The sequence below is a fragment of the Bacillus sp. TH50 genome, from assembly GCF_016650565.1.
Taxonomy (GTDB): domain Bacteria; phylum Bacillota; class Bacilli; order Bacillales; family Bacillaceae_G; genus Bacillus_A; species Bacillus_A mycoides.
The window spans coordinates 2,108,609-2,123,295 of sequence record NZ_JAEKFM010000003.1; the positions used below are offsets into that span (position 1 = coordinate 2,108,609).

A 14,687-nucleotide genomic window follows, 5' to 3' on the forward strand; every position below is an offset into this window, starting at 1 on the left:
AGCATGTATACATTTTTAAAAACGGTCGTCTCTCCTTTCTTTTCTATTAAGAAACAGGTAAAATAAAAAGAAGAGAAAATGAAGTTTTTACCATATAGTAGAAGCATCAACACCAAGCTTTTCCGGTCACTCATATATTGAAAAAGCAGGAAAAATCCATCATTCCACTATAACATAAAGTGAAACTTTGATCAGTGAATCTCACTAGTTATAAGTTGAACGAATTAGGATAATCCAAATTGGAATGGGAGGTATACATCTTTGAACCGAAACTTACTATATATGATATTACGACTCATGTTTGTCATTGTAGCAACGGTAGTTGGGTTCTATGCATTGCTGTACATGTCAGGCCTTATCTACCCTTTTATTATCGCTTTTGCATTCGCTTATTTGATTAATCCTGTCGTCAATTTCCTTAATCAAAAACTACAATTCCCTCGCGCATTAGCGGTACTCGTTAGCTTAATTCTCGTATTCGGAGCTATCGTCGGACTTGTTACATACCTTGTAACTGAAGCAATATCTGCCACAACGTACTTACTACAAATTGTTACAGTTAAGTTTCCAGATATCGTTGCATTCGCCCAACAATTTGCACTTAATCATATTATGCCTCTCTATGATGATTTAATCTCTAAATTTAATCATCTCGGAGAACCACAGCGATACACTATTACACAAAACATTCAAAACTTAGGCACCGAAGCAACGACACAAATGAAAGAACTTTTAACCGCCATTATAAGTGGGTTAACAAATTTCATTAGTGCATTACCAACAACTTTAACTGTCCTTGTCTTCGTCTTATTAGCCACCTTCTTCATTAGTTACGATTGGCACCGTCTTGCTCATAAAGTAAGAAAACTTCTACCTAATCGTTTGCATGGATACGGAAAAACTATTTTTGTCGATTTAAGAAAGGCTTTGTTTGGTTTTGTTAAAGCGCAACTTACACTCGTATCTATGACAACTATCATTGTACTAATCGGCCTTTTAATATTACGCGTGCCATACGCAATTACTATCGCGATTATTACAGGGGTTGTAGATTTACTCCCGTATTTAGGAACTGGAGCCGTCTTCGTTCCTTGGGTTATATACGTATTTTTCACAGGCGATACTGCATTCGCCATCGGTCTTCTCATCCTATACATCGTCGTGATTGTCCAAAGACAAATCATGGAGCCAAAAGTACTTTCATCTAATATTGGACTAGATCCATTAGCGACACTCATCGCTCTATTTGTCGGCTTTAAGCTCTTTGGTTTTTTAGGATTAATCATCGGTCCAGTCATATTAGTACTACTTAATACATTACACAAAGCTCATGTATTCCACGACTTATGGAAATTCATTAAGGGTTCACCATCAAAATAATATTTCCTAATTCATACACAATAAAAAATTAACTGTAATCAGTGGGAAATTCCCACTGATTACTCACTGTACTTTTTTGCACTACATACATCTATAAGAGAATTTCCTAAAAAAGGATAATCCTCTTATTTTTTTGCATAAAAACGCATGTTTTAGGATGAAAATACATTTTTATTCTAAATATTTTATAATTATTACTTACATTTATTACTTTTTATGTAAACGAATAAATATACAAAACGAGGCAGATGAACCCTTTAATCAGTAATTTTTCTTCTCCTGTCTAACTTCTGCTCACTAGTCGAATCTTACTACAAGCAAAAAACAGCATCCTAATGTAACACTTTTCATTCACAAGAACCCTCTGCATCCTATCGTTTAATAACTAACAAAAATCCAACCCGAGCAGGAAGCTAACGATTGACTATAAATAGCAAATAAAAAAACAACGCGTAGATCGCTATAATCTACGCGTTACTTCTGAACAATAATAGCAGTTCTCTTTCTAAATTTCCAATCAATCCACTTCATAACAGCCGGCTTCAATAAAGCCCTCGTTATAGGAACAACAAAGATAAAACCTATTATATCCGTCACATATCCAGGCAGTACTAAAAGAATACCTCCTACGAATATAAAAATACCATCTAGAACCGCATCACCCGGCATTTCTCCTCTATTTAGCCTAAATTGAATCTCTCTAAGTACTTTAAACCCTTGTCGTTTCGCCAAATATACACCCACAATACCCGTAAATACAATCATAGCGAATGTAGACCATAAACCTATTACATGACTCGACCCTATTAACACCGTAATCTCAATCGCCGGCACTAAAATAAGTAAGAACAGTAACCACTTCATAGCTCGCACTCCTTCATATTTCATTTAAAAGGTTTGAAAGTATCACCCTTACAAAACCCCTTATAAGCCCCTTAAAACGCTCATACAAGCTTCACAAGGTACAAATAACCCTCTCCCACTAAACATTATAATAAACGTTTTTCAAAGAGATTTCAGGCGTTTAAAGCTATCTCTATCCTTTTTTGTGTAAAAAAAAGAGAAGGACTCCGATCCTTCTCTCCGTATTACTTCTTATAGCACTTCCGCATGTCCATTATAAACAATTCCGCGTGCTGCATCAACTGTTACTTCTTGGCCATTTTTTAAAGTTGTTGTTACGCCGTTTACACCAACGATAACAGGAATACCGATTGATACACCCACAACAGCTGCATGGCTTGTTAGACCGCCTTCTTCTACAACTAGAGCAGCAGCTTTTTCAATTGCAGGAATCATATCTTTATCTGTGCTTGTTGTAACAAGGATATCACCTTTGTTTACGTTCGCTACAGCTTCAGCAGCTGTTTTCGCTACAACTACTTTACCTTTTGCAGATTTACGACCGATTCCTTGCCCTTTAGCAACTTTTTCACCAACAACGTGGATTTTCATTAAGTTTGTTGTACCAGTTTCAGCAACTGGAACACCAGCAGTGATTACTACAGTATCTCCAAGTCCGATTAGACCCGCATCCATACCTGTTTGAATTGCTGTATCTAACATTTCGTCAGTAGAAGCTGCACGTTTCTCAGACATAAATGCTTGAACACCCCAAACAAGTGCAAGACGACGTCCTACTTGCTCGTCAGATGTTACAGCTACGATTGGAGATTTCGGACGGTATTTAGAGATCATTTTCGCAGTATGTCCACTTTCTGTTGGAGCTACGATTGCAGCTACATCAAGAGCAAGTGCTGTGTGCGCAACAGATTGGCTAATTGCATCTGTAATTGTTGGTGTGAACTCTTTAATACGTTTTTTGAACATATCTTCATATTGTAATGATTTTTCAACACGTACCGCAATGTTAGCCATCATTGTTACAGCTTCTACAGGGTATTGACCCGCAGCAGTTTCACCTGAAAGCATGATTGCATCTGTTCCATCGAAGATTGCGTTTGCTACGTCACTTGCTTCCGCACGAGTTGGACGTGGGTTACGTTGCATAGAATCTAACATTTGTGTTGCAGTAATAACTGGTTTGCCTAATACGTTACATTTTTTGATTAGACGTTTTTGTACTAATGGTACTTCTTCTGGTGGAATTTCTACACCCATATCACCACGAGCAACCATTAAACCGTCAGAAACTTCTAAGATTGAATCGATGTTGTCGATACCTTCTTGGTTTTCGATTTTTGGTACGATTTGGATGTATTGAGCGTTATGCCCTTCTAATAATTCACGAATTTCTAATACATCAGATGCTTTACGTACGAAAGATGCTGCGATGAAATCAACTTTTTGCTCGATACCGAAAACGATATCTTGCACGTCTTTTTCAGTGATACCTGGAAGCTTAATGCTTACGTTTGGTACGTTAACACCTTTTTTATTTTTTACAGTTCCGCTGTTTAATACTTTTGTACGGATGTTTCCGTCAGCTTTCTCGATTACTTCTAGTTCGATAAGACCGTCATCGATTAGAATACGAGAGCCTGGATCAACATCATCATAAAGACCAGCATAAGATACAGAGAACTTCTCTGCAGTTCCTAATACTTGTTCAGTAGAAAGAATTACTTCTGCACCTGTTACAAGCTCAGCTTGTCCGTCTACGAAGTCATGTGTACGGATTTCTGGACCTTTTGTATCAAGTAAGATACCAACTGTTTTACCAGTTTTCTTTGAAGCTTCACGAATATTTTTAATACGAGCTCCATGCTCTTCATGGCTACCATGAGAGAAGTTTAAACGAGCAACGTTCATACCCGCTTCCATTAATTGCTCTAATTTCTCAATACTTTCACTAGCAGGACCTATAGTACATACAATTTTAGTTTTACGCATATTGCACCTCCGAAAATTATGAAACCGTTCCCAAATACAAGGCATTAAGCCGATTAGATAGATAATTCTTTAGATAATTGATACATATCTTTATCGATTGTATGCTTTTGAGCTAACGCTTCGATAATGTCATGATCAACAAGTTTATTATTTTGAATACCAACACAACGTCCGCCATTACCAGCAATTAATAATTCAACTGCTCTTGCACCAAGACGACTAGCTAATACACGGTCTTGTGCACTTGGTGATCCACCACGTTGTACGTGACCTAATACAGTTACACGAGTATCAAAGCTTGTTGCTTCTTCAATGTGCTTACCGATGTCAATTGCACTTCCAACACCTTCAGCTACAACGATAATACTGTGCTTTTTACCACGTTCACTACCGCGTTTCAGACGAGCGATAACATCTTCCATGTCATACTTTTCTTCTGGAATTAAGATAGTTTCTGCACCATCAGCTAAACCAGCCCATAATGCGATATCTCCAGCGTGACGTCCCATTACTTCGATAACATATGTACGTTCATGAGATGTAGCTGTATCACGGATTTTATCAATTGCATCAATAACAGTGTTTAAAGCTGTATCAAAACCAATTGTGAAGTCTGTTCCAGGGATATCATTGTCGATTGTACCTGGTACACCTACACATGGGAATCCTTGCTCAGTTAATTTTTTTGCGCCTTGGTACGAACCATCTCCACCAATAACGACAAGTCCTTCAATACCATGTTTCTTTAATTGCTCGATTCCTTTTAGTCGTACTTCTGGGTCTTTAAACTCAGGACATCTTGCTGTATATAATTTTGTACCACCACGGTGGATAATATCGCCAACAGAACCAAGTTCTAATTTTTCAATATGACCAGAAATTAAACCAGCGTATCCATGGTAAATACCATATACTTCAATATCATGGAAAATCGCTTTACGAACAACTGCACGAATGGCAGCATTCATACCAGGTGAATCTCCACCACTTGTTAATACACCAATACGTTTCATTTGTACTCACCTCATAAAGATTATTTGCCTTATAATAAAATAACACGAAAAAATACAAAAACACAATGGAGAAGATGTGTCTTTTCATAATAAAAACGTGCATTCGCGAAGAGGAACGCACGCTTTTCTTATTTTATCCCAATGGAAGCGTTTGAAAACGAAACTTGCCCAATTTTCATATATTTTTCATAACGTTTTTCGATTAATTCATCTTTCGAAATTCCGCTTAATTGTTCAAAAGTTTTCTTAAGCATTAAATCTATATTTTCTGATTGTTTCAAAACATTACGATGTGCTCCGCCTTTTGCCTCTGGAATAATTTCGTCAATTACACCTAATTCTTTCAAATCTAATGCTGTAATTTTCATCGCTTCTGCAGCTTCTTTTGCTTTACCAGCATCTTTCCAAAGAATCGCCGCCGCACCCTCTGGTGTAATAACAGAATAAGTGGAATTTTCCAGCATATGAATGTAATCTCCTACTCCAAGACCTAACGCACCACCGCTACCACCTTCACCGATAACGATACAAATAACAGGTACAGTTAAACCCGCCATTTCAAATAAATTACGGGCAATTGCCTCACTTTGTCCACGTTCTTCAGCTGCTTTACCAGGATAAGCTCCCTTCGTATCGATGAAACAAATAATGGGACGATTAAACTTTTCCGCTTGTTTCATTAGACGCAGTGCTTTTCGATATCCTTCTGGATGAGGCATCCCAAAATTACGACGAATATTTTCTTTCGTATCTTTTCCGCGTTGGTGCCCAATTACAGTTACGGGCATCCCCTTATATTTCGCAATGCCGCCGACAATCGCTGCATCGTCGCCAAATAGGCGATCTCCATGACATTCAAAAAAATTAGTAAATAAGTGCTCAATATAATCGAGCGTTGTCGGTCGTTCTGCATGACGAGCAATTTGAACACGGTCCCATACTTTCATATTGCCGTATATATCTTCCTCTAGTTTTTCTAGCTTGTCTTCCAAAATACGAATCTCCTCACTGAAGTCCATCTGGCTGTTTTTCGTATAGTCTTTCAGTTCACGAATCTTATTTCTTAGCTCAACAACTGGTTTTTCAAATTCTAGCTCTGCCATACAGCCATTTCCCCCCCTTGATGAACTTCTAAAATCTTACGGAGTGATTCTCTCATATCATCACGATGCACCACCGCATCTAATTGACCGTGCTCTAGTAAAAATTCTGCCGTTTGGAAATCTTCCGGTAGTTTCTCACGCACTGTTTGTTCAATTACGCGTCTACCAGCAAATCCGATAAGTGCACCTGGCTCTGCAAGATTGTAATCACCAAGTGAAGCGAAACTCGCTGAAACCCCGCCCGTCGTTGGGTGAGTCATAACAGAAATAAATAACCCTCCTGCATTACTATGCTTTTTCAAAGCTACGCTTGTTTTTGCCATTTGCATTAAACTTAATATCCCTTCTTGCATACGAGCACCACCCGAAGCAGTAAAGATAATAAATGGAACTTGTAAGTCGTATGCCTTTTCAACCGCACGGGCAATTTTCTCTCCTACAACAGAGCCCATGCTGCCCATTCGAAAACGAGAATCCATTACTGCAACAACAACAAGCATGTCATCAATTGTTCCTTCACCAGTTACAACCGCTTCATTCAATTTAGTCTTCTTACGATCGTTTTCTAGTTTCTCTTCATATCCCGGAAACTCAAGTGGATTTAGTGAAACCATCTCTTTGTCATACTCACGAAATGAACCTTCGTCCAATATACTATCAAGGCGTTCCCATGCATTCATCGGATGATGATATCCACAATTCACGCATACTTTTAAATTTTTAAGAAGCTCTTTCGTATACATGATTTTTTTGCATTTCGGACATTTTGTCATAACGCCATCTGGTACATCTTTTCGTACTTGTTCTGAAGGTATTGCAGCGTACTTTTTCTTTTTCACGAATAAATCTCTTAGCACAATTTGACCCCCTTCATTGAGAGCTAAGGTTAGCGTAAGAAGAAAATGGGGCTAACACCAATGTTTGATGTTAGCCTTATCTTCTCAATCTGTCTAATAACCTCTCTCTTTACGTTTAACTTTAACCGCTATGCGGTAGAATGTTTGTCATAACGTGTCATGGTCATTTCGACAAATTTTATACATTACGAGTGAAACTGTATATTCTCTACTAATTCATCGTAAATTTTTAATGCATCATTTTCTTGTTTCACTTCCAAAGTAGCATAAAGCTTTCTATACATTTCGATAGAATCTCCTGAAACTTCACAAGAAAGAGTTGCAACGTAATCATTTACGATCATCCAAATGCGATAGAGTAAATAATTATCGAATTGTTCAATAAGTGTTTTAAAGAACGTTTGATGAAGCACCGGAATTGAGCTTTCGTTTTCTTCAAGCACTTGGTGTAATTTACTTAGTACTTCAGAAAACGTTTCTTTCGGTAAATTACATACAAGTCGAATCATATCTTTCTCAAGCAATCGTTTTGTTTGTAATAAATCACGAATTGTTTTCTCATCTTGCAGCAAGAACGGAGCAATTAATTGTACAAGACCGTTATCGTAAAAGTTTCGAATAAACGTTCCCTCACCACGTCTCGTTTCAATTAATCCTACCAGCTCTAACGCACGTAATGCTTCTCTTACAGAGGAACGTCCAACATTTAAGCGTGAACTTAACTCACGCTCAGATGGCAAACGATCCCCTGCTACTAAACAATCCTCTTCCATAATGGAACGGATTTTTTTTACAATTTCGAGATATACTTTTGTATTTGATGATGTCAATGGAAATTCCTCGCTTATTCTTTACCAATCAGCGCTAATTGTTTTGTTTTCTCAGCGACTTCATTTGGATCTACTTGACGGCGAGCTACTCCTGTCTCCATTGCTGCTTTCGCAACGTAAGCCGCTACTTGAGGCGCTACACGCGCGTCAAATGGTGCTGGAATGATATGATCTGCATTCAACTCATCCTCTGATACAAGCTCTGCAATGGCCTGTACAGCTGCCATCTTCATTTCCTCATTAATTTGTGTCGCATGTACATCAAGTGCACCGCGGAAAATCCCTGGGAACGCTAGTACATTATTTACTTGGTTCGGGAAGTCAGAACGACCTGTTCCAACAACAGCTGCGCCCGCTGCTTTTGCCAATTCTGGCATAATTTCTGGAACCGGATTCGCCATTGCAAAAATAATTGCATCGTCATTCATTGTACGAACCATCTCTTCAGTTAATGCACCTGCTGCAGATACACCAATGAATACGTCCGCACCTTGTAAAACGTCAGCTAAAGAACCTTCTATACGACTCTTATTTGTATATTTTGCAACTTCATCTTTCACCGGATTCATACCGACAGGACGACCTTCATAGATTGCACCTTTACGGTCACACATAATAACGTCACGTACACCATAGCGGTATAAAAGTTTAATGATTGCAATACCTGCTGCACCTGCACCATTTGCGACAACTTTAATGTCAGACATTTTCTTTCCAACTAACTTCAGCGCGTTCACAAGGCCTGCTACTGTTACGATAGCTGTTCCGTGTTGATCATCATGGAATATTGGAATGTTTGTCTCTTTTTTCAAACGTTCTTCAATAACGAAGCAGTTTGGCGCTGCGATATCTTCTAAGTTTACACCGCCAAAAGTTGGCTCCATTAATTTTACAGTTTCAACAATTTTATCTACATCGTTTGTATTTAAGGCAATCGGGAATGCATCTACACCAGCAAAGCTCTTGAATAATACAGCTTTACCTTCCATTACTGGAAGAGATGCTTCAGGTCCAATGTTACCAAGACCAAGTACAGCCGTTCCATCTGTCACAACTGCTACCATATTTCCCTTCATTGTATATTCATATACCTTACTTTTATCGTCATAAATTTCTTTACAAGGCTCTGCAACCCCTGGAGAATATGCAAGACTTAAATCTTTTGCATTTTCTACTTTTACTTTTGATACAGTTTCTAATTTTCCTTGATGCACTTTATGCATGTGAAGTGCTTCTTCACGAAGTGTTGACAAACTATCCACTCTCCTCAAATTATGCTTGCTGATATCAATTTCTCCAAGTGGTCTGACCACGAACACTACTACTATAATAATCGAAGTGTAGGGAGATTGTCCATTATATTTTCACAACGACATTTTCGTCACCGACAATTTCACGAAGTGCTCCTAGACATTCTTCACTTGGATGAATCGATAAACTTCGAGATAATTGTACCATTTTATGTTCCTTTTCATAATAAATTAGTACTTTCGTAAAACCTGAATAATCAAACAATATTTTCGTAACTTGATTTACAAGCTTTTTTTCATATTGAGACGGCAATTTCACGTAAACAGACGCTTCTTTCATCCCTTCATAAACATCCATTTCTTCTAGCGGATATAGTCCATTCACGATCCATTGCAACTTATGATTTCTTTGCTCGATCGTACCATCAACTAAAACGATTGCACCTTCTTGTAACCTGTCTGAAAAATGTATATACGTTTCTGGAAAAATAACGGCTTCCATTTCATCATTTTGATCACAGAATGTAATAAACGCCATCTTTTGCAACTTTTTCGTACGAATGACTTTCACACTTGTTATATATACGATCGCTCTTTGTACTTTTTTCTTATGTCGCATCGCCTGAGCAAGAGATGGAATTTCTAATTCTTTTCCTAGCTCCGCATACTGCGCTGTCGGATAGCTAGATAAATAAAAACCGAGTGCTTCCTTCTCTTTATTTAACTGTTCAATAAAGGATAGCTCTTCTCCTTGTACGTATTTTGATTTCGGAACAGCATCCCCTAAATCAAAATCACGTGCAAGATTTGCATACTCCAACGCTCCTTTAAGACTTCTCCATAACGTCGTCCTCGAAACACCAAAACCGTCAAAACAACCAGACCAGACAAACGCTTCTAAATTTCGCTCTGTTACAAATTTTGATGGCATACGAAGACAAAACTCAAATAAATCTTCGAACATTTTTTCCTCTCGTTCTTCGAGTAATGCCGTCACGGTAGCCATTCCGATATTCCGAATCGAAAGTAAACTATATCGAATCGCATTCCCTTCTATTTGGAAATTGTAACCACTTCTCTGAAGAGACGGCGGTAAAACGTGAAAACCTTTCCGCTTCGTTTCTCGTACATACTGCACAATCTTATCTTCATTTCCAATTGCACTTGATAATAACGCAGTCATAAATTCCAGCGTATAATTTGCTTTTAAATATGCAAGCTGATATCCGATCATACTGTAAGCTACAGCGTGACTTCGGTTAAAACCGTAATTCGCAAATCTTACAATTAAATCATAAATTCGTTCTGAAGATGTCTCATCGTATCCGTTTTCCAAACAACCTTGAACAAAATGCTTACGTTCTTGATCTAAAATATCACGATTCTTTTTACTCACTGCACGGCGCAGCAAATCCGCTTCTCCAAGCGAAAATCCAGCTAACTTCGATGCGATTTGCATAATTTGTTCTTGGTATACAATTACGCCGTATGTTCTTTCTAAAATCGGCTTTAAATCCGGATGTAAATATTCAATTTGTCTTTTCCCATGCTTCGATTCAATAAAGGTTGGAATTTGTTCCATCGGCCCTGGTCTGTATAACGAGTTAACAGCGACTATGTCTTCAAATCCATTCGGTTTTAACCCACGAAGTACATTTCGCATACCACCTGATTCAAGCTGGAATACACCTGTTGTATCCCCTCTTCCTAACAATTGAAACGTCTTTTCATCTTGCAGAGGTAAATTTCTTATATCAATTTGTTTCCCAGTTTTTTCAACAATAAATTTTATAATATTTTCAAGTAACGTTAAATTACGTAAGCCTAAAAAGTCCATCTTGAGCAATCCAAGTTCTTCTAATGCATCAGCTGGATATTGCGTAACATAAACATCGTTATGCCCTTCTTGAATCGCTACACTTCCCGTTAACGGTTCTTGGCTCATAATAACGCCAGCTGCATGAATAGACGTATGACGCGGTAATCCCTCTACACGTTTTGCAATTTCAAACACACGCTCATGTAACAGATTCCCTTGTATAAACTCACGGAGCGATTGCGATTCCTCATATGCATCTCTTAACGTTATACCAAGCTTTGATGGGATAAGTTTTGAAAATATGTCAATATCTCTTGGCAGGAGCCCCATTACACGAGCAATGTCTCTAATTGCGGCTTTCGCTGCAAGAGTTCCGAACGTTACAATTTGAGCAACACGAAGCTGACCATATTTATCTTTCACATATCGAATCATCTCATCACGTCTTATATCTGGAAAATCAATATCAATATCTGGAAGTGTCACACGTTCAGGGTTTAAAAACCTTTCAAATAATAATTCATATTCAATCGGATCAATATCTGTAATTTCCAATACGTAAGAAACGAGTGAACCAGCTGCCGATCCACGGCCTGGCCCAGTTAAAATATGATTTTCATGTGCATATTTCATAAAGTCCCATACGATGAGGAAATAATCGCTAAATCCCATACGAGAAATAACATTTAATTCATGATCCAAACGTCCTATATGCGCTTCTTTCGGCGTACCATAGCGTTTCTGCAAGCCTTCTTCACAAACACGGCGCAAATACGTATCATTCGTCTCGTTAGATGGAACAGGAAATTTCGGTAATTGATTTACATGGAAAGGAATTTCTACTTGGCAACGTTCCGCGATTGTTATTGTATTTTGAACCGCTTCCTCAGCATGAGAAAATAATGCTCCCATTTCATCCGATGACTTTAAATAATACTGATCCGTTTTCATTCTCGGTCTATCTGGATCAGTCATTTTCGTTCCGCCTTCAACAGATAATAAACATTCATGAACAAGTGCGTCACTTTGATTAATATAGCGAACATCATTTGTTGCAACGACTGGAACGTTTACCTTATTAATAAATTCAGGCAGTTTTTCTTGTAAAAGCAGTTCATCTTGAATTGCATGATGCTGCAAACTTATATAAAAATTGCTGAACATATTTTGATACGTATGAGCTACTTCTTCAGCCTGACTCTCTTTGTCTTCTAATAATAGCTGTTCAATCTCTCCGTCTTTCCCTGGTGAAATTGCAATTAACCCTTTCGCATAATGAGCAAGCCACTTCTTCGGGATACCTTCTTTTGACTTCGTCATAATGCTGCTAGAGATCTTTAATAAATTTTGATAGCCTATTTCATTCTCAGCAAGTAAGACGAGTGGATAAGACCTTTCTTCTTCTTCACTAAAAATAGAAGCTGTTAAGCCGATAATAGGCTGTATACCATTTTTCTTGCATGCTTTATAAAACGGAATAACTCCATACATAACATTTTCATCTGTAATGGCCAGCGATGAAAATCCAAGCTCTTTCGCCCGAATGACAAGCTCATCAATTTTACAAGCACTTTTTAATAAACTAAAAACGGTTTGACATTGTAAATGCACAAACTTCACTGTTGTACCCTCTCTTTACCTATGTGACTACTTTTATTATAGGTGATGAGGAAAGCGGAAATCAAAACATACTTCTCATACTTTGTCCATATATATGAAGAAGAAAGGGGAATGACGATGGATGTAAGAGAACATACTTTTTTCTCTCTGCTTATTATTAGTTATTTTATTGCCTTTGGAGTTATACTTGGTGGTTCATTAATTGGCGGATTTGGTGCATTTCTCATCGGAAAACCAACTCTAACTTATATTAATCAATTCGCCCAAAATTTAAGAATTTGGGCACTCGTTGCAGCAATTGGCGGAACGTTCGATACCTTTTATAGCTTTGAAAGAAGCTTCTTTGGCGGAGATATGAAAGATATCGTAAAACAAATTCTCCTTATTTTTTTTGCAACTGGCGGTATGCAAACTGGTCTTATTATTATTAAATGGCTTACACAGGAACATGTATGAGAGTACCCAGCGCCAATACAGCCAAAAGGTGGTATTTAGTTTTAGCTGGCGCTGCTGTTGGAGGAGTGTTGAGCTGGTTTGTTTTTTTGTACATATACGGTGTTTTTCAAGAAGAACAAACTAGTAAAATAGCAGAACAAAAAGAAATTATCGAAAAACAAGAAGCAAAACTCCACGTCCTTCTCGAAGACCAAGAGAAATTGAACACAGAAAATAAACGGCTCTTAACAATTCAAGAAATCAAAATAAAAATTATAAATCGAAAAAAATATAATTTAGACAATCTTACACTTGAAAACATGACCACTTCTATCCATAATGATCTCCAGCATCTTTTAACGAAAAACATTCAAAGCATCGCAAAAAATAAAGACCTGCTCAAAAAAGTCATCGAAAATAAAACGTACAAACATTACGATCGTATATACCGCTTTAAAGTAGACACAGTCTCTTTTGATACCGTACTTGAAATTAGTATTGATATAGAGAAAGAAAAATAAAAAAAAGGAGGGCTTCAGTGCCCCTCCTTCTCTTTCGTTCAACATACAATTTTTATCTACACAGCTCACGTAAATCAGCAAACAGGCGATCTGCTTCTTCCCAAGAAGATGCTTTTGCACCAGAAGCCATCGGATGTCCTCCGCCATTATATTGCATTGCTAACTTATTAATAACTGGTCCTTTTGAACGAAGACGAACACGAATAACATCATCTTCCTCTAAAAATAGAACCCATGCCTTTAATCCATCAATATTACCAAGTGCTCCGACAACACCAGATGCTTCAGTAGAAAGTACATCAAACTCTTCTAGTACCTCTTTCGTTAATTTAATGTACGCTGCGCCTTCTTCTACCATTGTGAAGTTTTGTAAAATATAACCATTTAAACGAGCGATTTTTTCTTTTGTCTTATACATTTCATTGTATAAATCTGTGAATTTCACATCCATGTCAACGAGCTCACTTACGTAACGAAGTGTTTTCGCTGTTGTATTTGGGAATAAGAAACGACCTGTATCTCCAACAATACCCGCTAAAATAAGGCGAGCTGCTTCCTTTGAAATCGTTAATCCTTTATCTTTTCCATAACTGTAAAATTCATAAATCATTTCACTTGTAGAACTTGCTGTCGTATCCACCCATGTAATATCTCCGTACGGGTCTTCATTCGGATGATGATCAATTTTAATTAACATCTTTCCTTTTGCATAACGCTGATCACAAACACGCTCTTGGTTCGCTGTATCACAAACGATAACAAGTGCATCTTCATATACACTATCTTCAATATCATCCATTACTCGTAAAAATGATAAAGAAGGCTCGTTATACCCAACCATATAAATATTTTTCTCTGGAAACGATTCTTGCAGAATTGTACCAAGTCCGCACTGAGAACCTAACGCATCTGGATCCGGACGTACATGACGATGAATAATAATTGTATCAAACTCTTTAATTGCTCCTAAAATTTGCTCATGCATATGTATAATCTCCTTTTTATT

12 protein-coding genes are annotated in these 14,687 nt (G+C 37.7%); 3 read left to right on the forward strand and 9 right to left on the reverse strand.

Annotated features, from left to right (window positions below; translation table 11 throughout):
- The first annotated feature begins 261 nt into the window (after positions 1–261).
- On the forward strand, positions 262–1,380 hold the full coding sequence (ytvI, locus tag JFU23_RS10905) for a sporulation integral membrane protein YtvI (RefSeq protein ID WP_002143350.1): 1,119 nt from the start codon (positions 262–264) through the stop codon (positions 1,378–1,380).
- Between the two features lie 474 nt (positions 1,381–1,854).
- Here the strand turns inward: ytvI and JFU23_RS10910 are convergent, their stop codons facing one another.
- From JFU23_RS10910 to dnaE, 8 genes are all read right to left on the reverse strand, one after another.
- Positions 1,855–2,244: an FxsA family protein gene (locus JFU23_RS10910; RefSeq protein ID WP_201031887.1), complete on the reverse strand. Its 390-nt coding sequence runs from the start codon at positions 2,242–2,244 to the stop codon at positions 1,855–1,857.
- A gap of 231 nt (positions 2,245–2,475) precedes the next feature.
- Positions 2,476–4,233, reverse strand: a complete 1,758-nt coding sequence (gene pyk / locus JFU23_RS10915; protein ID WP_002015497.1) for a pyruvate kinase — start codon at positions 4,231–4,233, stop codon at positions 2,476–2,478.
- A 53-nt stretch (positions 4,234–4,286) separates the two neighbouring features.
- Entirely contained in the window at positions 4,287–5,246 is a 960-nt protein-coding gene (gene pfkA / locus JFU23_RS10920) for a 6-phosphofructokinase (protein WP_002034288.1), read from the reverse strand.
- Between the two features lie 128 nt (positions 5,247–5,374).
- Complete coding sequence (gene accA, locus JFU23_RS10925; RefSeq protein WP_000818787.1) at positions 5,375–6,349, reverse strand: acetyl-CoA carboxylase carboxyl transferase subunit alpha; 975 nt, start codon at positions 6,347–6,349, stop codon at positions 5,375–5,377.
- Complete coding sequence (gene accD, locus JFU23_RS10930) at positions 6,337–7,206, reverse strand: acetyl-CoA carboxylase, carboxyltransferase subunit beta (RefSeq protein WP_002015500.1); 870 nt, start codon at positions 7,204–7,206, stop codon at positions 6,337–6,339. Before accD ends, accA begins: the two co-directional genes overlap by 13 nt.
- Before the next feature lie 185 nt (positions 7,207–7,391).
- Positions 7,392–8,036 carry a FadR/GntR family transcriptional regulator gene (locus tag JFU23_RS10935; protein WP_002015502.1) on the reverse strand — a complete coding sequence of 215 codons (645 nt, stop codon included), beginning with the start codon at positions 8,034–8,036 and terminating at the stop codon, positions 7,392–7,394.
- A 14-nt stretch (positions 8,037–8,050) separates the two neighbouring features.
- Positions 8,051–9,259 (reverse strand): NADP-dependent malic enzyme, encoded by a 1,209-nt coding sequence (gene ystJ, locus JFU23_RS10940; protein ID WP_161793975.1) that lies wholly within the window; start codon positions 9,257–9,259, stop codon positions 8,051–8,053.
- A 133-nt stretch (positions 9,260–9,392) separates the two neighbouring features.
- Positions 9,393–12,725: a DNA polymerase III subunit alpha gene (dnaE, locus tag JFU23_RS10945; RefSeq protein ID WP_201031888.1), complete on the reverse strand. Its 3,333-nt coding sequence runs from the start codon at positions 12,723–12,725 to the stop codon at positions 9,393–9,395.
- Between the two features lie 42 nt (positions 12,726–12,767).
- Here dnaE and JFU23_RS10950 point away from each other — a divergent pair, with 42 nt between their 5' ends.
- Positions 12,768–13,181 carry a YtrH family sporulation protein gene (locus tag JFU23_RS10950; RefSeq protein ID WP_002015507.1) on the forward strand — a complete coding sequence of 138 codons (414 nt, stop codon included), beginning with the start codon at positions 12,768–12,770 and terminating at the stop codon, positions 13,179–13,181.
- Positions 13,178–13,681: a sporulation membrane protein YtrI gene (gene ytrI, locus JFU23_RS10955; protein ID WP_002190855.1), complete on the forward strand. Its 504-nt coding sequence runs from the start codon at positions 13,178–13,180 to the stop codon at positions 13,679–13,681. The genes JFU23_RS10950 and ytrI overlap by 4 nt, the downstream gene beginning before the upstream one ends.
- A gap of 52 nt (positions 13,682–13,733) precedes the next feature.
- Here the strand turns inward: ytrI and JFU23_RS10960 are convergent, their stop codons facing one another.
- On the reverse strand, positions 13,734–14,666 hold the full coding sequence (locus tag JFU23_RS10960) for a DHH family phosphoesterase (RefSeq protein WP_002167586.1): 933 nt from the start codon (positions 14,664–14,666) through the stop codon (positions 13,734–13,736).
- Between the last annotated feature and the right edge of the window lie 21 nt (positions 14,667–14,687).

Bases quoted from the DNA above. Each gene is read 5' to 3' on its own strand.
- JFU23_RS10910 (WP_201031887.1), bottom strand. From the start codon at position 2,244: ATGAAGTGGTTACTGTTCTTACTTATTTTAGTGCCGGCGATTGAGATT.
- pyk (WP_002015497.1), bottom strand. From the start codon at position 4,233: ATGCGTAAAACTAAAATTGTATGTACTATAGGTCCTGCTAGTGAAAGT.
- pfkA (WP_002034288.1), bottom strand. From the start codon at position 5,246: ATGAAACGTATTGGTGTATTAACAAGTGGTGGAGATTCACCTGGTATG.
- accA (WP_000818787.1), bottom strand. From the start codon at position 6,349: ATGGCAGAGCTAGAATTTGAAAAACCAGTTGTTGAGCTAAGAAATAAG.
- ystJ (WP_161793975.1), bottom strand. From the start codon at position 9,259: ATGCATAAAGTGCATCAAGGAAAATTAGAAACTGTATCAAAAGTAAAA.
- ytrI (WP_002190855.1), top strand. From the start codon at position 13,178: ATGAGAGTACCCAGCGCCAATACAGCCAAAAGGTGGTATTTAGTTTTA.
- JFU23_RS10960 (WP_002167586.1), bottom strand. From the start codon at position 14,666: ATGCATGAGCAAATTTTAGGAGCAATTAAAGAGTTTGATACAATTATT.